The following is an 18,268-nucleotide window of genomic DNA, read 5'->3' as shown; positions in this document are numbered from 1 at the left end:
CCTGACCCTCTTCCACAAGAAGTGGGAACGAAGATAAAAAAAATCCGCCACATTGGGCGGATTTTTTATTAGCTCACCGGAGTGATTAGAAGCGGTAACCTACGCCCGCGATCCAGGTGCCAACGTCAACGTTGCGGATACGGCTCTGCTCATAAGAGAAGTCCAGAGCAACGTCCTGGATTGGGTTGAACTGCAGGCCTGCGCCATAGGAGAAGCCGTAGTCGCTGTTGCTTGCAGTGCGGTTCGCACCCTGGTTTTCGGTCTGCTGGAATTTACCGTAGCCAACACCTACAACACCGTAGATGCTTGCCCAGTCGTTCAGACGGTAAGCTGGACCAGCAGTGATGCCGTAGTACTGGCTTTTATTGTACGCGCCGTTGTCAGAACGATCTTTCTCGGTGTAGGTGAAAGAACCGATCACGCCCAGTGGGTTGTTGTCCTGCTCGTAGCGGTACTTCAGGTTGAAACCGTTAGCTTTGTTCATCACGCCCTGATAGTCGCTCTGAGCGTAACCACCGGTAACGGTAGAAGTCGCAGCTACAGCGGTACCTGCGGAAACAGCCAGTACAGCGGCCAGTGCTGAAAGACATGCAATTTTTTTCATAACCACCTCAAATGTGCTTCAAGTAAGTCCGTAAGTTTTAAATATATCAAAAAAATTTGCGAAACTCTTTGTGATTCGTGATGTCTAAAGGTTCCTTTCCTGTAACAGAACGTTTCCAGCTTCAGCTATCTCTTTCAAATCACATGTAATTTTCACTACAAAACGCCCATAGTGCGCGCCTGTGCTGTTACATTCATCCAGATTATTCCTAATCTGACAGGCGATAAATCCAACAACGCTTAACCATTTTACGGATTTCACATGGTTTTTTTTCAACGGCGTCTCAACCGTTGCAGCATAATTCCTTTACACTGCAACCTTTACTTCATTTGACATAAGCTGACAGGAGAAAGGATGCCTGGGTTATCCCGCACATCGTCGGTCTGGTTGCCGGTAGCAGTCATACTCATCGCAATGTTGTCCATTCAAAGTGGTGCCTCGCTGGCAAAATCTCTTTTTCCGCTGGTTGGTGCTCCTGGGGTCACTGCCCTGCGCATCGTGTTGGGAACGGCGATACTGGTGGTTATTTTCAAACCCTGGCGTTTACGCTTCAAAAAAGAGCAGCGTTTACCCTTGCTGTTTTATGGGCTTTCCCTGGGAGCGATGAACTACCTGTTCTATCTCTCCATCCAGACGATCCCGCTGGGGATTGCCGTTGCGCTGGAATTTACCGGCCCGCTGGCCGTGGCGCTCTTCTCCTCGCGCCGCCCTGTTGATTTTATCTGGGTCGTATTAGCCGTTCTGGGGCTATGGTTCTTGCTGCCGTTGGGTCAGAATGTTTCTGAGATTGATCTGACAGGTGCGGCGCTGGCCTTAGGCGCCGGTGCCTGCTGGGCTATCTATATACTCACCGGTCAGCGCGCTGGGGAAGAGCATGGCCCGGCGACCGTCGCATTGGGTTCATTGATTGCAGCCATCGTGTTTGTGCCCATCGGTATGGCCCAGGCAACGGAATCTATCTGGCAATGGTCAGTCATGCCGATTGGTCTGGCGGTCGCTATTCTCTCGACCGCTCTCCCCTATTCCCTGGAAATGATCGCCCTTACGCGCCTGCCGACGCGTATTTTCGGCACCCTGATGAGTATGGAGCCTGCGCTTGCCGCAATCTCCGGGATGGTGTTTCTTGGCGAAACCCTGACATTGACCCAGACGCTGGCGCTCTGCTCGATTATAGCGGCCTCAATGGGTTCGACGCTGACCATGCGTTCTGAACCTAAAGTTGAAAAGGTCGATATCAACTAAGGCCATATATTCTGCATGGCTTCCGCGCCATGCAGAATAAAGCTCAACTCGCCAGGATTTATAATTTCATTCACAGTTTGTCATATTATCGAAATATCTTTCCACACTCTTACACCCCAGTAAAAAATTAAGATCAATCTGTATAGAATAGAAAATTTATATTTAATTTCAATACATTAAATACTCAACCTTCTTCTTGCTATTAAACTGATAGGTATAGCCAAACCGCAGACAAAAAAACCGGTGCTATACTTAGTTCCGTAATTACCTGGGACATAAACATCAAGAGGATATGAGATTATGAGTACCGCTAAACTGGTGAAAACGAAAGCGTCTAATCTGCTTTATACCCGTAACGATGTATCGGATAGCGACAAAAAAGCGACCATTGAGTTGTTGAATCGCCAGGTGATCCAGTTCATCGATCTTTCGCTGATCACCAAACAGGCCCACTGGAATATGCGCGGTGCAAACTTTATTGCCGTTCATGAAATGCTGGATGGCTTCCGCACAGCACTGGTTACCCACCTTGACACGATGGCGGAACGTGCGGTTCAGCTAGGCGGCGTGGCGCTGGGCACCACGCAGGTGATCAACAGCAAAACGCCACTGAAGAGTTATCCGCTGGATATCCATACCGTTCAGGATCACCTTAAAGAGCTGGCGGACCGCTATGCGATTGTGGCCAATGACGTGCGCAAAGCGATTGGCGAAGCCAAAGACGAAGATACCGCAGACATTTTCACCGCCGCGTCCCGCGACCTGGATCAGTTCCTGTGGTTTATCGAATCTAACATCGAGTAATTCATATAATTGCTCTATTAAACCCTCGCCATGACGCGATGCCGTTCACATAAGCGGAGCGGCACTGTGTTTCACTGAATAAAGGGTTTTTGATATCTTAACCGCCCGCGGCCTTCATGGTCGGGGGCGTTTTATTATGAACAACGCTTCCAGATTTCCACGCAGATGTTCCAGCTTTTTCGAGATGGTTCCTGGTGACGCTCTATTTCCAGCACTAGCATGTCCGTCGCTATAAGCAAGGACGCGATCTTAAACAAGGTGTTAACGTCGGGTCGAGGATAAAAAAACGGCAGAGCGCATAATCGCTCTGCCGCCAAACGCTAATCCTTAATTTTTCGGCGAAAAAAGAGAGCAAGACATATGATACAAATCATATTTTCAATGAATGTTAAAAAAGCAGCCTCGCTGTTGGCCCTTCACTCGCACGAACAGACGAGGAAGCTTGCTGCCCTTACTGTTCAACGATCGAAATAACATTCCCGGTTCGCAGATCTACCCGCGCAGAGACAGTCTCTTTGACTACGCCACCAAAGGCGTTGGTGCCACGGAATGTGGTATCTATCGTGGCATGCGGATCGTCGGTCAGAACCAGATGATACCGTGTGGAGAGGTGTTTGTAGGAGGAATCATCATGCATGTCGGCTTTGATCATGGCCTCTAACGGACGATAAGCCCCGTTCCAACCGCTAAAATTATCCTGAAATGTATCGAAGTTGATGCGTTTTGCCAGCATCTCAGGACTGGAACGGTATTCAGTGAAACACCAGTTCGCTATCACGCCAAACGGTGTGTCACCCTGCGTGGTGTAGCTGTTCTGGCTCACGCAGGCATAAAACCCCTCTTCTGACGCGACGGGCACCTGACGATATGCCATATAAGCAGCCACAATCTTGTGTCGCGTATCCTTACGCTCCCTACGATACTCGGTAAGGGTTTTATCGGCATATTTGAAAGGCGGCGGGGAGACATCCGCATTCTGCGGCTGATCCTGTTTTTTCACGACGGCCGGACTGCGGTCGGCCGGTAGCAGGATGGCACTGATTACACAGAGGCCCAGAAAACCGCCCAGATAAACGGCACTGACTTGCTTACGACCGGGCATTTTGACCAGCGAAGGTTTAATCAGGCCAATAATAAAGGCTACAAACAGAATAAATGCGATTAAAGAAAGAAAAGTGCTCATCGTTATCCTTTTGACTGTATATATCCATTAAAAAACAATGTCATATTATCAGAAAATAAGATCTAATTAGGGAGTAATTCACTCTTATGCGCCAGCACCGGAAGAGACGTGGCGGTCGTCTTCATTCTGCCGGCAGGATTCTTTCTTCGCATCCGCTCGCTGACCTCTCCGCGTCTGAAGCAGATCATCCGGTAAATACCGTGTACACAATCGCCTTTCAAGAAGTGCAGGGTAATGACTCCAACTTACTGATAGTGTTTTATGTTCAGATAATGCCCGATGACTTTGTCATGCAGCTCCACCGATTTTGAGAACGACAGTGACTTCCTGCCCAGCCTTGCCAGATGTTGCCTCAGATTCAGGTTATGCCGCTCAATGCGCTGCGTATATCGCTTGCTGATAACGTGCAGTTCTCCCTTCAGGCGTGATTCATAAAGCGGCCAGCCATCCGTCATCCATACCACGACCTCAAAGGCCGACAGCAGGCCCAGAAGACGCTCCAGCGTGGACAACGTGCGTTCACCGAATACGTGCGCCACAACCGTCCTCCGTATCCTGTCATACGCGTAAAACAACCAGCGCTGGCGTGATTTAGCGCCGACATAACCCCACTGTTCGTCCATTTCCGCGCAAACAATGACGTCACTGCCCGGTTGTATGCGTGAGGTTACCGACTGCGGTCTGAGTTTTTAAGTGACGTAAAATCGTGTTGAGGCCAACGCCCATAATGCGTGCACTGGCGCGACATCCGACGCCATTCATGGCCATATCAATGATTTTCTGATGCGTACCGGGTTGAGAAGCGGTGTAAGTGAACTGTAGCTGCCATGTTTTACGGCAGTGAGAGCAGAGATAGCGCTGATGTCCGGCAGTACTTTTACCGTTACGCACCACGCCTTCAGTAGCTGAACAGGAGGGACAGCTGATAGAAACAGAAGCCACTGGAGCACCTCAAAAACACCATCATACACTAAATCAGTAAGTTGGCACCATTACCCGGATGTGGATGCTGCAACAGGTGTGGCTATTCAACTGGTTGATGCTTCTGAACAACCCGTGAGTCTGTATACGCCGTCTCAGCAATATCCGTTAGCCTCCGGCACGACGGTCAACGACCTGATATTCGGCGCACGGTATATTCAAACCGGGGCCGCAATTACCGCAGGTCCGGCTAACTCTGTATCGACCTTCACCGTTATCTATAACTGATATTATCCATCCTGAGATATTAACGTTTTTATCGGCGTTAATATCTCTTCTTTTTTTGAGAAATAGTTATGCGCCACGGTTATTTACTGAGCACTCTTTTACTGGCAGCCGCCACTGCGCATGCAGGTGTTATTATTAATGGCACCCGTCTGGTCTACCATGGAGATAAAAAGGAGTCCTCTCTTGGCCTTTCAAACCCAGATACAACGGATTATCTGGTACAGTCCTGGGTCGACTCTGGCGGTAAAAACCTGGCCAAAGCACCCTTTTTGATCACCCCCCCGCTTTTTCGTCTTGATGCGCAAGAAGATAACGTGCTGCGCGTGGTACGCACCGGTGGAAATTTACCGGAAGATCGTGAATCACTGTACTGGTTAAATATCAAAGCCATTCCCTCCTCAAAACATGTTGAAGGGATGAATACCCTGCAAATTGCCATTAATACGCGCATAAAATTGTTGTATCGCCCTACTTCAGTTAAAGGCAAACCTGAAGATGTCGCAAATAAACTTGATTGGCATCGTGAAGGCAACGATCTGGTCGTCAATAACCCAACGCCATTCTATATGAATTTCCAGAAGGTGACGCTGAACGGCCATAAAGTGGATAAAGCCACGTGGGCAATACCTGAAACAGAAACACATTTTGCCTTACCTGGCAACGTGAGCGGTTCCACTGTCGCTTATTCCATTATTACGGATTACGGCAGTATCAGCCAGACATGGTCGAAATCAGTCCACTAATATTACGCGCAGACAATTACTATAATCATGTACAGCCATAAAAAGCCGTTCACCTGCCGAATTTCATCACTGCTGGTCATTTTATGTGGCCTGGCGCTGGCGATCTTTGCACAGCAGGTTATGGCTGATGATTATTTTAACCCGGCATTACTGGATATTGATAATCCTCAACAGGGAAAGACCGATCTGTCCGTTTACGAAAAAGGGCCAGGGCAGGCACCGGGAAAATATCAGGTCGCCATTTTTATTAATAATAATAAAATTGATACACGCGACGTCACGTTCAAATTACAAAAAGATCCGCAAGGTAATAACTCTCTTCAGCCCTGCTTTAGTCTGAGCGACTTAAAAAGCCTGGGTATCAAAACTCAAAAATATCCAGAGCTGATGGCAAAAGGCCAGTGCGCTGATTTAAACACCATCCCGGCAGCCTCCGCGTCGTTCCACGTTCGCAATCAACAGCTGCTGCTCAGTGTTCCGCAACTGGCACTAGGCCAGGTTCCACGGGGCTATATAGACCCAAAAGAGTTCGATGAAGGGATCACGGCTGGTCTGCTCAATTACAGTGCGACCGCGAGCCAAAGCCACGCGCTGCAACAGGGTGAACAGGATACCAGCAGCCAGTACGTCAATCTCCGGCCTGGCCTTAACATTGGCGCATGGCGGTTGAGAAACTACTCGACATGGAACCGCAGCACCACGGGTAAAGAACAACAGCAGACGTTTTCATCCATTTATACCTACGCCCAGCGCGATATTGTGGCGATGAAAAGCAGCCTGACGGTCGGACAAAGTTCTTCCCCTGCCGACGTGTTTGATAGCGTGCCTTATACCGGCGTACAGCTTAACTCCGACAGCGACATGCTCCCGGACAGCGAGAAAGGGTATGCCCCGATTATTCGCGGTACAGCACACAGTAACGCTCTGGTGATGGTGCGACAAAACGGTTACGTCATTTATCAAAATACCGTTGCGCCCGGTGCGTTTGAGATCAACGACCTCTACCCGACGGGCAGCAGCGGCGATCTTCAGGTGACGGTAAAAGAAACCGACGGCAGCGAAAGCCATTTCGTGGTGCCCTACGCTTCAGTACCGGTACTCCAGCGTGAACATAACCTGCGCTATAGCGTCACTGCTGGCCGTTATCGATCATATGACAGCGATGTAGAGAAAACGCCGTTTGCCCAGGGCAGCGCAATTTATGGTTTACCGTATGGTTTCACTGCCTATGGTGGGGTTCAGCAGAGTAACCATTATCAGTCCCAGGCGCTGGGCGTGGGGAAAAACATGGGTGATTTAGGCGCCTTTTCCATCGACGTGACCCGTGCAAAAGCCCTGCTTAAAAAGCAACAGGCCAGCAAAGGCCAGTCCTGGCGTGTGCGTTACAGCAAAGATTTTGCAGGCTCCGGTACCAACTTCTCTCTCGCGGGCTATCGCTACAACAGCAAAGGGTTTTACACCCTGGAAGACACCATGGAGTCCTGGACCCGCTCGGACGACTGGTCTGCCCCACAGCAGCGTCGCGCGCGGACTGAAGCCACCATCGACCAGACGCTGCCCAAAGGGTGGGGGTCCGTCACCCTGAGCATGGTGAAAGAGACCTACTGGAGCCAGAGTCAGGACATGACCTCCATGAGCGTCAGCTACAACAACAGCTGGCATGGAGTGAGCTACAGCCTGAGCTACAGCATGAACAAAAATACTGACGACAGCGACGAGAACGGGGAGTCAGTCACAAACGACAACCAGTTCTCTCTGAGTGTCTCCGTTCCGCTTGACCATTGGATGCACAACACATGGGCTACGTACAATCTGAATAACACCAAAGAGGGTACCACGCAGAATATTGGCCTGAACGGCACGGCGCTGAAGGAGGAGAATCTCAACTGGAATATTCAGGAAGGGTTGAGCACAACCGGCAGCGGTAACTCCACCAGTGCGAATGCCGACTATAAGGCAACCTATGGCGAAGTGAGCGGTGGTATTAGTCAGGATAAATATCAGCGCACGGTGAACATGGGTCTGCAGGGTGGCGTCGTGGCGCATGCTAACGGCATCACGTTAAGTCAGCCGCTAGGGGAAACCATCGCTCTGGTAAAAGCGCCGGGGACCCATGGCACACATATCACCAACCAGACGGGAGTCGAGACCGATTTCCGTGGCTATACCGTTGTGCCATTTGTCACCGCCTATCGCCATAACACCATTTCGCTGGACACCGAAACGCTACCAGAGGATGCCGACGTGACCCACGCCGCGCAGATTGTCACCCCGACACGTGGGGCAGTCGTTCGGGCGAGCTTCAACACCCGTGTGGGACGTCGGGTATTGATGACGTTGACGCAAAACGGTAAACCGCTTCCCTTTGGCGCAACCGTCACCACCGACGATAAGGACAGCGAGTTCATTGTGGGCAGCGACGGCCAGACCTATCTCTCTGGCCTGGCTCAACACGGCACACTCTCGGTCTCATGGGGCCAGGAAGCCAGCGAACATTGCGTCGCGCAATACGTGCTACCGGAAGATAAAAACAAGAACTCCGTCATTAACGCTGCCGCGCAGTGTAACTGATCCATCGTACAGGCTTATGACAATGCAGATAGTAAAACAGTGTTTTTTCTTTTTGATTCTGGCGACAGCAGCGCTGTTCATGCCACATGCGAAGGCGACCTGTAACTCAACAGATTTGCCCAAGCAGATCAACGTCGCCTCAATTTCAGTCTCCACCTCGCTTGCTGTCGGTGCGACCATTCCCGGAACCGAGCAAACGGTGCACATTTCAGGGAACTGTACCAGCCCGGATGACAACGGTTTGCCCATTGTTTCCTGCTACTACGGAACCGGGAATGAAATTTCTGGACTCACTGGCGTCTACGAGTCCGGTGTCCAGGGGATTGGCGTTGCGCTGATGAACGACAAAGGTCAGCGTATCACCGGCGCAGGCGGGGTGTACTGCAATTCCACCAGCACGCCGCTGGGCTATGTCTCGGATAACGATCAGCGAACGTTCAGCTTTGACGTCACCCTTGAACTGGTGAAAACGAGCAATACCGTCACGTCCGGTACGCTTGCGCAGGATCAAACCAAATTCGGGATTGGGGTCTACCAGCATGAAGGGATCGGCAGCCCTAACACGATCTCTTACGCCGGTAATGTGATCCTGAAAGAAGTCACCTGCTCCGTTTCCCCCAAAAGTCTCACCGTGACGCTGGGTGATTTTCCGGTCAGCGACTTCACCGGGACAGGAACCCTGACGTCGCCTCATACATTCGACGTTAACATCAACTGCAACGACACCGTGCAGCCTGAAGCGATGATCACGAGTGCAAATGGCTATGATACGAACTTCCCGGGCGTCATCAACCTGACTCAGGAAACCGGTGTCGCAACGGGTATAGGGGTTCAAATGCTATTTGACGGAGAGATCCCTGACTTTGGTACATACAGGAATACTGCCGGAATTGCGCAAGCCAATGAAACGCTGGCGATTCCTTTTCAGGTTCGTTACGAGCAAACCGCAGCCGACGTCACACCAGGCAGCGCCAACAGTATTGCCACTATCACGCTGGGGTATAAATGACAAAATATCTTCCGATTTTGCTGTTTGGCCTGGCATCTCATGCCTTTGCAGACGAAATTCAGGTGCTCATGCAGGGAAATATTTTTGCCAATACCTGTTCCGTTGACAGCGCCAGCCAGAATTTAACTGTCGATCTCGGTCAGGCGACGTCAGGTGATTTTAAAGACATCGGCGACACGGGGGTATGGAAAAACGTAGATCTGACGCTCTCGAAATGCCCGGCCACCACAACCCTTGCCACCGCCACGTTTCACGGACAGGCGGATGGCGCACATCCGACAAAATTTGCGAATAACGGCACGGCTGGCGGCCTGGCTCTCGAACTTGCCGATCGTCAGGATCACATCCTTATCGCTCCTCAGGCCAGCTTTAGCGTACTGATCAATCAAAGCGATCATACGGCGGACTTCCCCTTAGCTGCGCGTTACTACGCCACCTCAATGCCCGTCACCGCCGGCACGTTCAACAGCGTCGTGCAGGTGACCTTCACTTACCAGTAGGACCGCGCCCCTTAGCACGGAGGCTTTTCTTGCGCCCGACAGGCAATTTGGCCGGGCGTTTTTTTACCTCAGGCACTTCCGGTTGTTCGATGGGGAAAACGGGCAAAGCATTCAACAGCCGCTGACCGTAATTTTTGGTGAGCAAGCGTTTGTCGTAAATCACCACCTCACCCCAACAACCATGGCTACGGATCAGACGCCCCACCTGCTGGATCAGGTTAAACGATGCCGCGGGTAAGCTCTGCACCTCAAACGGATAGCGGTTAAGGCTTTTCAGCCATTCCCCTTCGGTGATCACCACCGGGCTGTCGATCGGCGGGAAGGCGATTTTATGAATATGCACCTGCGTCAGGTAGTCCCCTTTCAAATCCAGACCTTCAGCAAACGACTGCAAACCTACCAGCACGCTGCGCTCACCGTTATCAATGCGTTTACGGTGCGTCTCCACCAACCGATAGCGCGGCTGATCGCCCTGCACCAGCAGCAACAACCGCAGGTCGGTAACATGTTCCAGGAAGCGCTGCATCGCGCGCCCACTGGCAAACAGCACTAACATCCCGGGATACTTTTTGCTTTCAACCTGCTCGCGGAAGTAGGCTGCCATCTCGGCAATATGCTGCTCTTCGTTGTCGATAAGCGGCTCATACTTCATGCGCGGGATCACCAACTTGCCCTGCTCACAGTGGTTAAACGGTGAGTCCAGCGCCACAAAGCGATCGCCCGCTTTCTCTTTCAGGCCGCTCATCTCCTGCAAACGCGAAAAACTGTTCAGGGAACGCAGTGTGGCCGATGTGACCACCACATGCGGCACGCTTCGCCAGATAAGTTTTTCCAGCTGATCGGCCACGCGAATACCTACGCAGTGGAAAAAGAGGTGCACTTGTCCGTCACGCACTTCGCGGGTGGCCCATTTGGTGACGGGGGCACCCGACGCCTGCGCCATCGACGCCAGCCGCCACAGCTTGCTTTGCGCTTCAAACATACCGAGTGCGCGGTTCATCTGGAGCAATATGCGGTGCAATCGCACCACATCGTGTGAACCGGTTTTCTCACTGAGATCGTTTAAAAACATCTCCGCCAGTCCGCGCAGCTTTTCAAGATGCTTCGCCAGCTGCTGACAAATCTCCATCACTTCATCCGGGAGTTCGCCCATCGCAAAGCGGTGTTCAGCCTCCTGCGTTGCCGGAAGCCAGAGATTGAGGATGTTATTGAGCGATGCAATCAGGCTGTAAACCTCTTCACAGTGTTCGCTAAGACGCTCAGGCACCGCCAGCGGTGGCGTGGTTTTCGGGCGGAACTGCTCCATGCAGGTCGCCACCAGCTTGCAAAAGAGATCCAGCTGCAGGCGGAACCACGGTGCGGTAATTTCGGCACTCATTTCCAGCGCGTCCCGCGCCACGTCCGGCAGATGGTGACCTTCATCAAGCACCAGAAGCAGGTTTTTGGGCTCCGGCAGCACCGCTTCGCTCTCGAGCGCCGCCATCACCAGCGCATGGTTGGCGACCACCACTTCCGCTTCCTGAATTTCACGTCGGGCGACAAAGAACGGGCACTCCCGATAGTAGTGGCAGTTGCGGTTCAGACAACTCGCTTTATCGGTGCTGAGCCTGCGCCATAAGTCATCGCTAATTGCCTGGCTGGTGTGATCGCGCAGACCATCCCATTTGTAGCCATCGAGATCGGCTTTTAGCTTTGCACACTGCTCCTGCTCGGCCTTGTTGTTCGGCGTCAGTTCGTCATCGAGAAACGCCAGCAAATCTTGCTGATTAGGCTCGCTGCTGGCAAGTGCCGCCAGGTTACGCGGGCAGACGTAGCGCCCGCGTCCGAAAGCGGCCGTAAAACGCAGATCGGGGATGATTTTGCGCAGCAGCGGTAAATCTTTGCTGAAGATCTGATCCTGCAGCGCCACGTTGGCGGTGCTGACTACCAGCGTTTTGTCCTCTTCCCGCGCAATCGCGATGCCGGGAATGAGATACGACAAGGTTTTCCCGACGCCGGTTGGGGCTTCAATCGCCAGATGTCGCCCGTTGTCCCCGGCGAGCGTTTTTGCCACGTCAGCAATCATCTGCCGCTGCGGTGCTCGGGGGATAAAGTCGGGTATCTGCTGCTGTAGCGCCTTATACCATGCGCCAATTTGCGCCTTGAGCGCCGCGGTTAAAGCCATTGGAAAACCTGAAATACTGTATAAACAGCCACTATTGTGGCACTTTCTCTTTGTTGTCGCAAAAAGAAAAGCCCGGCTCTACGACCGGGCTTCCAGATTACTACGGATTAGCAGGTTTACGCGGGCGGCGTCGGCGCTGCCCTTCCCCTGCTGGCTTGCCTTCGCCGCTGCGCCATGGGTTTTCACCGGCGGGTTTGGCTTCGTTGCTACGACGCGGCGGTTTGCCCGCTGATTTCGGTGCACCACCGTCGGCACGACGCGGCTGCTGACCGCGACCGCCGCCGCCCTGACCACGTCCCCCCTGACGACCGTTCTGAATCGGCTCAGCTTTAATCGACGGGTCAACTTCATAGCCCGGCGTTTCGATGCGCGGGATCTCTTTCTTCAGCAGGCGTTCGATATCACGCAGCAGCTTGTGCTCATCCACGCAAACCAGAGAAAGCGCTTCACCCGTTGCCGCCGCACGACCGGTACGGCCGATACGGTGGACATAATCTTCCGGCACGTTTGGCAGCTCGTAGTTCACCACGTGCGGCAGCTCTTCAATGTCGAGACCACGGGCAGCAATGTCGGTCGCCACCAGCACGCGGATGTCGCCAGATTTGAAGTCCGCCAGCGCGCGGGTACGTGCGCCCTGGCTCTTGTTACCGTGAATGGCGGCACTGCGGATGCCATCTTTATTCAGCTGTTCCGCCAGGTGGTTCGCACCGTGCTTGGTGCGGGTGAAGACCAGCACCTGCTGCCAGTTGCCCTGGCCGATCATCTGGGAGAGCAGTTCCCGCTTGCGCTTTTTGTCAACGAAGTGAACGTGCTGGGTCACCTGCTCGGAGGCGGTGTTGCGACGCGCCACTTCCACTTCCAGCGGGTTATGCAGCAGCTTTTCTGCCAGCGCCTTGATCTCGTCGGAGAAGGTCGCGGAGAAGAGCAGATTCTGACGACGCGGTGGCAGTTTAGCCAGCACGCGGCGAATGTCGTGAATAAAGCCCATGTCGAGCATGCGGTCGGCTTCGTCCAGCACCAGAATTTCGACGTTATCCAGTTTCACCGCGTTCTGGTGTTCCAGATCCAGCAGACGACCCGGCGTTGCCACCAGCACGTCCACACCGCCGCGCAACTTCATCATCTGCGGGTTAATGCTTACACCGCCGAAAACCACCAGCGAGCGAATGTTGAGATAGCGGCTGTAGTCACGCACGTTCTCGCCAATCTGGGCTGCGAGCTCACGGGTTGGAGTGAGGATCAGCGCACGAACCGGACGACGGCCTTTAGCATGCGGCTGGTTCTTTACCAGCAGCTCTAACAGCGGCAGGGTAAAACCGGCGGTTTTACCGGTACCGGTCTGGGCGCTGGCCATCAGATCGCGGCCCTGCAAGACGGCGGGGATAGCCTGCTGCTGGATTGGGGTTGGCTCGACGTAGCCCTGCTCTGCAATCGCACGCAGAATTTCCGGGTTCAGGCCAAGGGAATCAAAAGACATAAAAACTCCGAACCGCCCCGACCATCACAGGTGTAGTTTTCAGGGAGATATAACAATGGTAAGGACAAAAACCACAATGTCGTGAAGCAGCGGAGTGTAGCAGCTTTTGTGACGTGGCGCATAAAATATCCCTCAGCCATTCATCAACGAAATATTTCCCGCCAGGGAGACAACTGGACAAAATGGTGAACCGGGCATAATGTTAATCAATCGATTGATTAATTTTTAATGCTGCTATGAATACAACCCCGACAACAACCAAAGGTGAGCAGGCTAAAAGCCAGCTTATCGCCGCCGCTCTGGCACAGTTTGGCGAGTATGGTCTGCATGCCACGACGCGCGATATTGCGGCACTGGCCGGGCAGAACATTGCAGCCATACCCTACTATTTTGGCTCAAAAGAGGATTTATACCTCGCCTGTGCCCAGTGGATCGCCGATTTCATCGGCACGCAATTTCGCCCGCACGTTGAAGAAGCCAGCGGGCTGTTAAGCCAGCCTTCGCCCGATCGCGCCGCCATTCGGCAGCTAATTCTCAACGCCTGCCACAATATGATCCGCCTGCTGACGCACGACGATACGCTCAACCTGAGTAAATTTATTTCCCGCGAGCAGCTCTCCCCTACTGCCGCATACCAGCTCGTGCACGATCAGGTGATTGCCCCGATGCATACTCACCTGACCCGGCTGATCGCCGCCTATACCGGGCGGGATGCCAACGATACCGAGACAATTTTGCATACCCACGCCCTGCTGGGTGAAATCCTCGCCTTCCGTCTGGGGCGGGAGACTATCCTGTTACGCACCGGCTGGACACAATTTGATGAGGATAAAGCCGCGCAGATTATTCAGGTCATCACCTGTCATCTCGATCTGATCCTGCAAGGTTTAACGCAAAGGAGCCTGAAGTCATGAAAAAACCTGTCGCCATCATTCTGGTGGTTGTTGTTTTGCTTGCTGCAGGAGTCGGTGGCTGGCTGTGGTATCAGAGCCACCAGGAGAGAAGCCTGACGCTGTACGGTAACGTTGATATTCGCACGGTGAATATGAGCTTCCGCGTGGGGGGGCGTCTGGCATCGCTTAACGTTGATGAAGGCGACACAATTACGCGCGGCCAGACGCTGGGTATGCTGGATAAATCCCCTTACGAGAACGCGTTGATGCAGGCAAAGGCAGGCGTATCTGTCGCCCAGGCACAATATGACCTGATGCTGGCGGGTTATCGCGATGAAGAGATTGCCCAGGCCGCCGCAGCGGTCAAACAGGCGCAGGCGGCTTACGACTACGCGCAGAACTTCTATGCCCGTCAGCAGGGGCTGTGGAAAAGCCGCACCATTTCTGCCAATGACCTCGAAAATGCCCGTTCTTCCCGCGATCAGGCGCAGGCCACGCTGAAATCCGCTCAGGACAAACTAAGCCAGTACCACACCGGTAATCGCCCGCAGGATATTGCCCAGGCGAAAGCCAGCCTTGAACAGGCTCAGGCGCAACTTGCCCAGGCCGAACTGGATCTTCACGATACCACTCTGGTTGCACCGTCTGACGGTACGCTGATGACCCGCGCCGTGGAGCCAGGCAGCATGCTCAGCGCGGGCAGCACCGTTTTAACGCTCTCCCTGACCCGTCCGGTGTGGGTGCGCGCGTACATCGACGAGCCGAATCTCGGCCAGATGCAGCCGGGACGCGAGCTGTTGCTCTATACCGATGGTCGACCGGACAAGCCGTATCACGGCAAGGTGGGCTTCGTTTCCCCAACCGCCGAATTCACACCGAAAACCGTTGAAACGCCGGACCTGCGTACCGACCTGGTCTATCGCCTGCGTATCATCGTGACTGATGCGGACGACGCGCTGCGTCAAGGCATGCCTGTCACCGTAAAAGTAAACAACGGGGAACGACATGAATGACGCGGTTATTGAGCTCAGCAATCTGGTCAAACGCTTCCCGGGAATGGACAAACCGGCCGTCGCACCGCTGAATTGCACCATTCAGAAGGGCTATGTCACCGGACTGGTCGGTCCGGACGGTGCCGGCAAAACCACGCTAATGCGAATGCTGGCGGGGTTGCTTAAACCGGATGACGGAACCGCCAGCGTGCTCGGGCTCGACCCGATCAAGGATGACAGCGCGCTCCATGCCATGCTCGGCTATATGCCGCAGAAGTTTGGTCTGTATGAAGATCTGACGGTAATGGAAAATCTGAATCTGTATGCCGACCTGCGCAGCGTGACCGGCGACATTCGCCAGAAGACCTTCGCTCGTTTGCTGGAGTTTACCTCACTCGGTCCGTTTACTGACCGGCTGGCGGGTAAGCTCTCCGGCGGCATGAAACAGAAACTGGGGCTGGCCTGTACGCTGGTCGGTGAACCGAAAGTTCTGCTTCTGGATGAACCGGGTGTCGGCGTTGACCCCATCTCTCGCCGTGAATTGTGGCAGATGGTGCACGAACTGGCAGGCGACGGGATGCTGATCCTCTGGAGCACCTCCTACCTTGACGAAGCGGAACAGTGCCGGGATGTGCTGCTGATGAACGAAGGTGAACTGCTTTATCAGGGCGAGCCGACGACACTGACACAAAGTATGGCCGGGCGCAGTTTTCTGTTGCACAGCCCGCAGGAATCCAACCGCAAACTGCTGCAGCGGGTGCTGAAATTGCCGCAGGTCAGTGACGGGATGATTCAGGGCCGTTCGGTACGCGTGATCCTCAAGAAAGAGGCAACCGTCGACGACATTCGCCGTGCGCAAGGTATGCCTGAGATCGAGATGGAAGAGACCGCACCGCGCTTCGAAGATGCGTTTATCGATCTGCTGGGCGGCGCGGGAACGTCAGAATCTCCCCTCGGGGCAATCCTGCATACGGTTGAAGGTACGCCGGGCGAAACGGTGATTGAAGCCAAATCCCTCACTAAAAAATTTGGTGATTTCGCCGCCACCGATAACGTGAATTTCGCGGTGAAGCGCGGTGAGATTTTTGGCCTGCTCGGGCCGAATGGTGCCGGGAAATCCACCACCTTTAAGATGATGTGCGGTTTGCTGGTACCTACCGCCGGTAAAGCGCTGGTACTGGACATGGACCTGAAGATCAGTTCCGGCAAAGCGCGTCAGCATCTGGGCTATATGGCGCAGAAGTTCTCGCTGTATGGCAACCTGACCGTCGAGCAGAATCTGCGCTTTTTCTCCGGCGTGTACGGCCTGCGCGGGCGGGCGCAGAACGAGAAAATCCGCCGCATGAGCGACGCATTCGGGTTAACCAGCATTGCCTCTCACGCAACGGATGAACTGCCGCTCGGCTTCAAACAGCGGCTGGCGCTGGCCTGCTCGCTGATGCATGAGCCCGATATTCTGTTTCTTGATGAGCCTACGTCCGGCGTTGACCCCCTCACCCGTCGCGAGTTCTGGCTACATATCAACAGCATGGTTGAAAAAGGGGTTACCGTGATGGTGACAACCCATTTTATGGATGAGGCTGAGTACTGCGACCGTATCGGGCTGGTCTATCGCGGCAAGCTGATTGCCCACGGTACGCCAGATGACCTGAAAGCACAGGCCGCCGACGATGAAGTCCCGGACCCGACGATGGAGCAGGCGTTTATCACCCTCATCCATGACTGGGATAAGGAGAATGCCCATGCACAATAACGCCATTTCCTGGCGCAGGGTGCGCGCGCTGTGCATCAAAGAGACACGCCAGATCGTGCGTGACCCCAGCAGCTGGCTGATTGCGGTAGTGATCCCCCTGCTATTGCTGTTTATCTTTGGCTACGGTATTAACCTCGACTCCAGCAAGCTCAGAGTCGGTATTTTGCTGGAACAGCAGAGCAAAGAGGCGCTGGATTTCACCCACGCGATGACCGGCTCACCCTACATTGACGCCACCATCAGCGACAATCGTCAGGAACTGATCCAGAAGATGCAGGCCGGGAAGATTCGCGGTCTGATCGTCATTCCGGTGGATTTTGCCGCCAATATGGCGCGGGCGAATACCGATGCACCGATCCAGGTGATCACCGACGGCAGCGAGCCAAACACCGCGAACTTCGTGCAGGGCTACGCGGAGGGGATCTGGCAGCTGTGGCAGATGCAGCGCGCTGAAGACCGGGGTGAAACGTTCGACCCTCTGATCGACGTGCAGACCCGCTACTGGTTTAACCCCGCCGCCATAAGTCAGCACTTTATTATTCCTGGCGCGGTGACGATTATCATGACGGTCATTGGCGCGATCCTGACCTCGCTGGTGATCGCCCGCGAGTGGGAGCGTGGCACCATGGAGGCGCTGCTTTCTACAGAAGTGACGCGTGTCGAGCTGCTGCTGTGCAAACTTATCCCCTACTACTTCCTCGGCATGCTGGCGATGCTGCTCTGTATGCTTGTGTCGGTATTTATTCTCGGTGTGCCGTACCGCGGCTCGCTGGTCGTGCTGTTCTTTATCACCAGCCTGTTTCTGCTCAGCACGCTCGGCATGGGGCTGCTTATCTCCACCGTCACCCGCAACCAGTTTAACGCCGCCCAGGTGGCGCTCAACGCCGCTTTTTTACCGTCGATTATGCTGTCCGGGTTTATTTTCCAGATCGACAGCATGCCCGCCGTGATCCGCGCCGTGACCTACATTATTCCGGCGCGCTACTTCGTGAGCACGCTGCAAAGCCTGTTCCTCGCGGGAAATATTCCGGTGGTGCTGATTATCAACACGCTGTTCCTGATGGCGTCGGCAACGATGTTTATTGGCCTGACGTGGATAAAAACCAAACGGCGGCTGGATTAAG

General features: G+C 53.8%; 15 protein-coding genes and 2 pseudogenes. 11 read left to right on the top strand and 6 right to left on the bottom strand.

What is annotated here, in order from left to right; genetic code table 11:
- Window positions 1-85: 85 nt before the first annotated feature.
- Entirely contained in the window at window positions 86-604 is a 519-nt protein-coding gene (gene ompX, locus ACLHV9_RS07430; protein ID WP_028019363.1) for an outer membrane protein OmpX, read from the bottom strand.
- Window positions 605-958: 354 nt separating this feature from the next.
- On the opposite strand from ompX, the gene rhtA reads away from it, so the two are divergent.
- Both rhtA and dps read left to right on the top strand, forming a co-directional pair.
- Complete coding sequence (rhtA, locus tag ACLHV9_RS07425) at window positions 959-1,846, top strand: threonine/homoserine exporter RhtA (RefSeq protein ID WP_128347857.1); 888 nt, start codon at window positions 959-961, stop codon at window positions 1,844-1,846.
- A gap of 300 nt (window positions 1,847-2,146) precedes the next feature.
- The gene (dps, locus tag ACLHV9_RS07420; RefSeq protein WP_010428924.1) at window positions 2,147-2,650 is read left to right on the top strand and encodes a DNA starvation/stationary phase protection protein Dps; all 504 of its coding nucleotides are present in this window, start codon (window positions 2,147-2,149) and stop codon (window positions 2,648-2,650) included.
- 45 nt (window positions 2,651-2,695) lie between these two features.
- Here the strand turns inward: dps and ACLHV9_RS07415 are convergent.
- The 3 genes and pseudogenes from ACLHV9_RS07415 to ACLHV9_RS07405 form a co-directional block, all read right to left on the bottom strand.
- Window positions 2,696-2,904: pseudogene (locus ACLHV9_RS07415) on the bottom strand (IS4 family transposase); the annotation flags it as partial.
- Between the two features lie 197 nt (window positions 2,905-3,101).
- Window positions 3,102-3,833 carry a hypothetical protein gene (locus tag ACLHV9_RS07410; protein WP_023310882.1) on the bottom strand — a complete coding sequence of 244 codons (732 nt, stop codon included), beginning with the start codon at window positions 3,831-3,833 and terminating at the stop codon, window positions 3,102-3,104.
- A gap of 245 nt (window positions 3,834-4,078) precedes the next feature.
- Window positions 4,079-4,775, bottom strand: a protein-coding gene (locus ACLHV9_RS07405; RefSeq protein ID WP_407197283.1) for an IS1 family transposase whose coding sequence is annotated in 2 segments (ribosomal slippage) — window positions 4,079-4,523 and window positions 4,522-4,775 — 699 coding nt in all. Because the reading frame shifts where the segments join, the coding sequence is not laid out codon by codon here.
- A 45-nt stretch (window positions 4,776-4,820) separates the two neighbouring features.
- On the opposite strand from ACLHV9_RS07405, the pseudogene ACLHV9_RS07400 reads away from it, so the two are divergent.
- The 5 genes and pseudogenes from ACLHV9_RS07400 to ACLHV9_RS07380 all read left to right on the top strand — a co-directional run.
- Window positions 4,821-5,042 (top strand): annotated as a pseudogene (locus ACLHV9_RS07400) (fimbrial protein); the annotation flags it as partial.
- 68 nt (window positions 5,043-5,110) lie between these two features.
- Window positions 5,111-5,785, top strand: a complete 675-nt coding sequence (locus ACLHV9_RS07395) for a molecular chaperone (protein ID WP_407220350.1) — start codon at window positions 5,111-5,113, stop codon at window positions 5,783-5,785.
- Between the two features lie 27 nt (window positions 5,786-5,812).
- On the top strand, window positions 5,813-8,356 hold the full coding sequence (locus tag ACLHV9_RS07390; protein ID WP_407220349.1) for a fimbria/pilus outer membrane usher protein: 2,544 nt from the start codon (window positions 5,813-5,815) through the stop codon (window positions 8,354-8,356).
- A gap of 22 nt (window positions 8,357-8,378) precedes the next feature.
- Entirely contained in the window at window positions 8,379-9,365 is a 987-nt protein-coding gene (locus ACLHV9_RS07385; RefSeq protein WP_028019374.1) for a fimbrial protein, read from the top strand.
- Window positions 9,362-9,865 carry a fimbrial protein gene (locus ACLHV9_RS07380; RefSeq protein ID WP_028019375.1) on the top strand — a complete coding sequence of 168 codons (504 nt, stop codon included), beginning with the start codon at window positions 9,362-9,364 and terminating at the stop codon, window positions 9,863-9,865. The genes ACLHV9_RS07385 and ACLHV9_RS07380 overlap by 4 nt, the downstream gene beginning before the upstream one ends.
- On the opposite strand, the gene dinG is transcribed toward ACLHV9_RS07380, so the two are convergent.
- Window positions 9,852-12,029, bottom strand: coding sequence for an ATP-dependent DNA helicase DinG (dinG, locus tag ACLHV9_RS07375; protein WP_407220348.1), 2,178 nt, complete (start codon window positions 12,027-12,029; stop codon window positions 9,852-9,854). The two genes, ACLHV9_RS07380 and dinG, sit on opposite strands and share 14 nt — an antisense overlap.
- Window positions 12,030-12,129: 100 nt before the next feature.
- Window positions 12,130-13,506 carry an ATP-dependent RNA helicase RhlE gene (gene rhlE / locus ACLHV9_RS07370; RefSeq protein ID WP_407220347.1) on the bottom strand — a complete coding sequence of 459 codons (1,377 nt, stop codon included), beginning with the start codon at window positions 13,504-13,506 and terminating at the stop codon, window positions 12,130-12,132.
- Between the two features lie 236 nt (window positions 13,507-13,742).
- On the opposite strand from rhlE, the gene cecR reads away from it, so the two are divergent.
- From cecR to ACLHV9_RS07350, 4 genes are read left to right on the top strand one after another with little or no spacing between them, the layout of a single operon-like run.
- A complete protein-coding gene (cecR, locus tag ACLHV9_RS07365) occupies window positions 13,743-14,420 on the top strand; it encodes a transcriptional regulator CecR (RefSeq protein WP_049008677.1) in 678 nt (225 codons plus the stop codon).
- Complete coding sequence (hlyD, locus tag ACLHV9_RS07360) at window positions 14,417-15,412, top strand: secretion protein HlyD (RefSeq protein WP_049008678.1); 996 nt, start codon at window positions 14,417-14,419, stop codon at window positions 15,410-15,412. The genes cecR and hlyD overlap by 4 nt, the downstream gene beginning before the upstream one ends.
- Window positions 15,405-17,144: an ATP-binding cassette domain-containing protein gene (locus tag ACLHV9_RS07355; protein WP_407220345.1), complete on the top strand. Its 1,740-nt coding sequence runs from the start codon at window positions 15,405-15,407 to the stop codon at window positions 17,142-17,144. Before hlyD ends, ACLHV9_RS07355 begins: the two co-directional genes overlap by 8 nt.
- Window positions 17,134-18,267 carry an ABC transporter permease gene (locus tag ACLHV9_RS07350; protein ID WP_049008681.1) on the top strand — a complete coding sequence of 378 codons (1,134 nt, stop codon included), beginning with the start codon at window positions 17,134-17,136 and terminating at the stop codon, window positions 18,265-18,267. The genes ACLHV9_RS07355 and ACLHV9_RS07350 overlap by 11 nt, the downstream gene beginning before the upstream one ends.
- The last annotated feature ends 1 nt before the right edge of the window (window position 18,268 follow it).

It is taken from the genome of Enterobacter sp. CPE_E890 (genome assembly GCF_046521475.1).
Taxonomy (GTDB): Bacteria; Pseudomonadota; Gammaproteobacteria; order Enterobacterales; family Enterobacteriaceae; genus Enterobacter; species Enterobacter adelaidei.
Note: the sequence above shows the minus strand (reverse complement) of the source record. Positions and strands in the feature narration are given on the sequence as shown.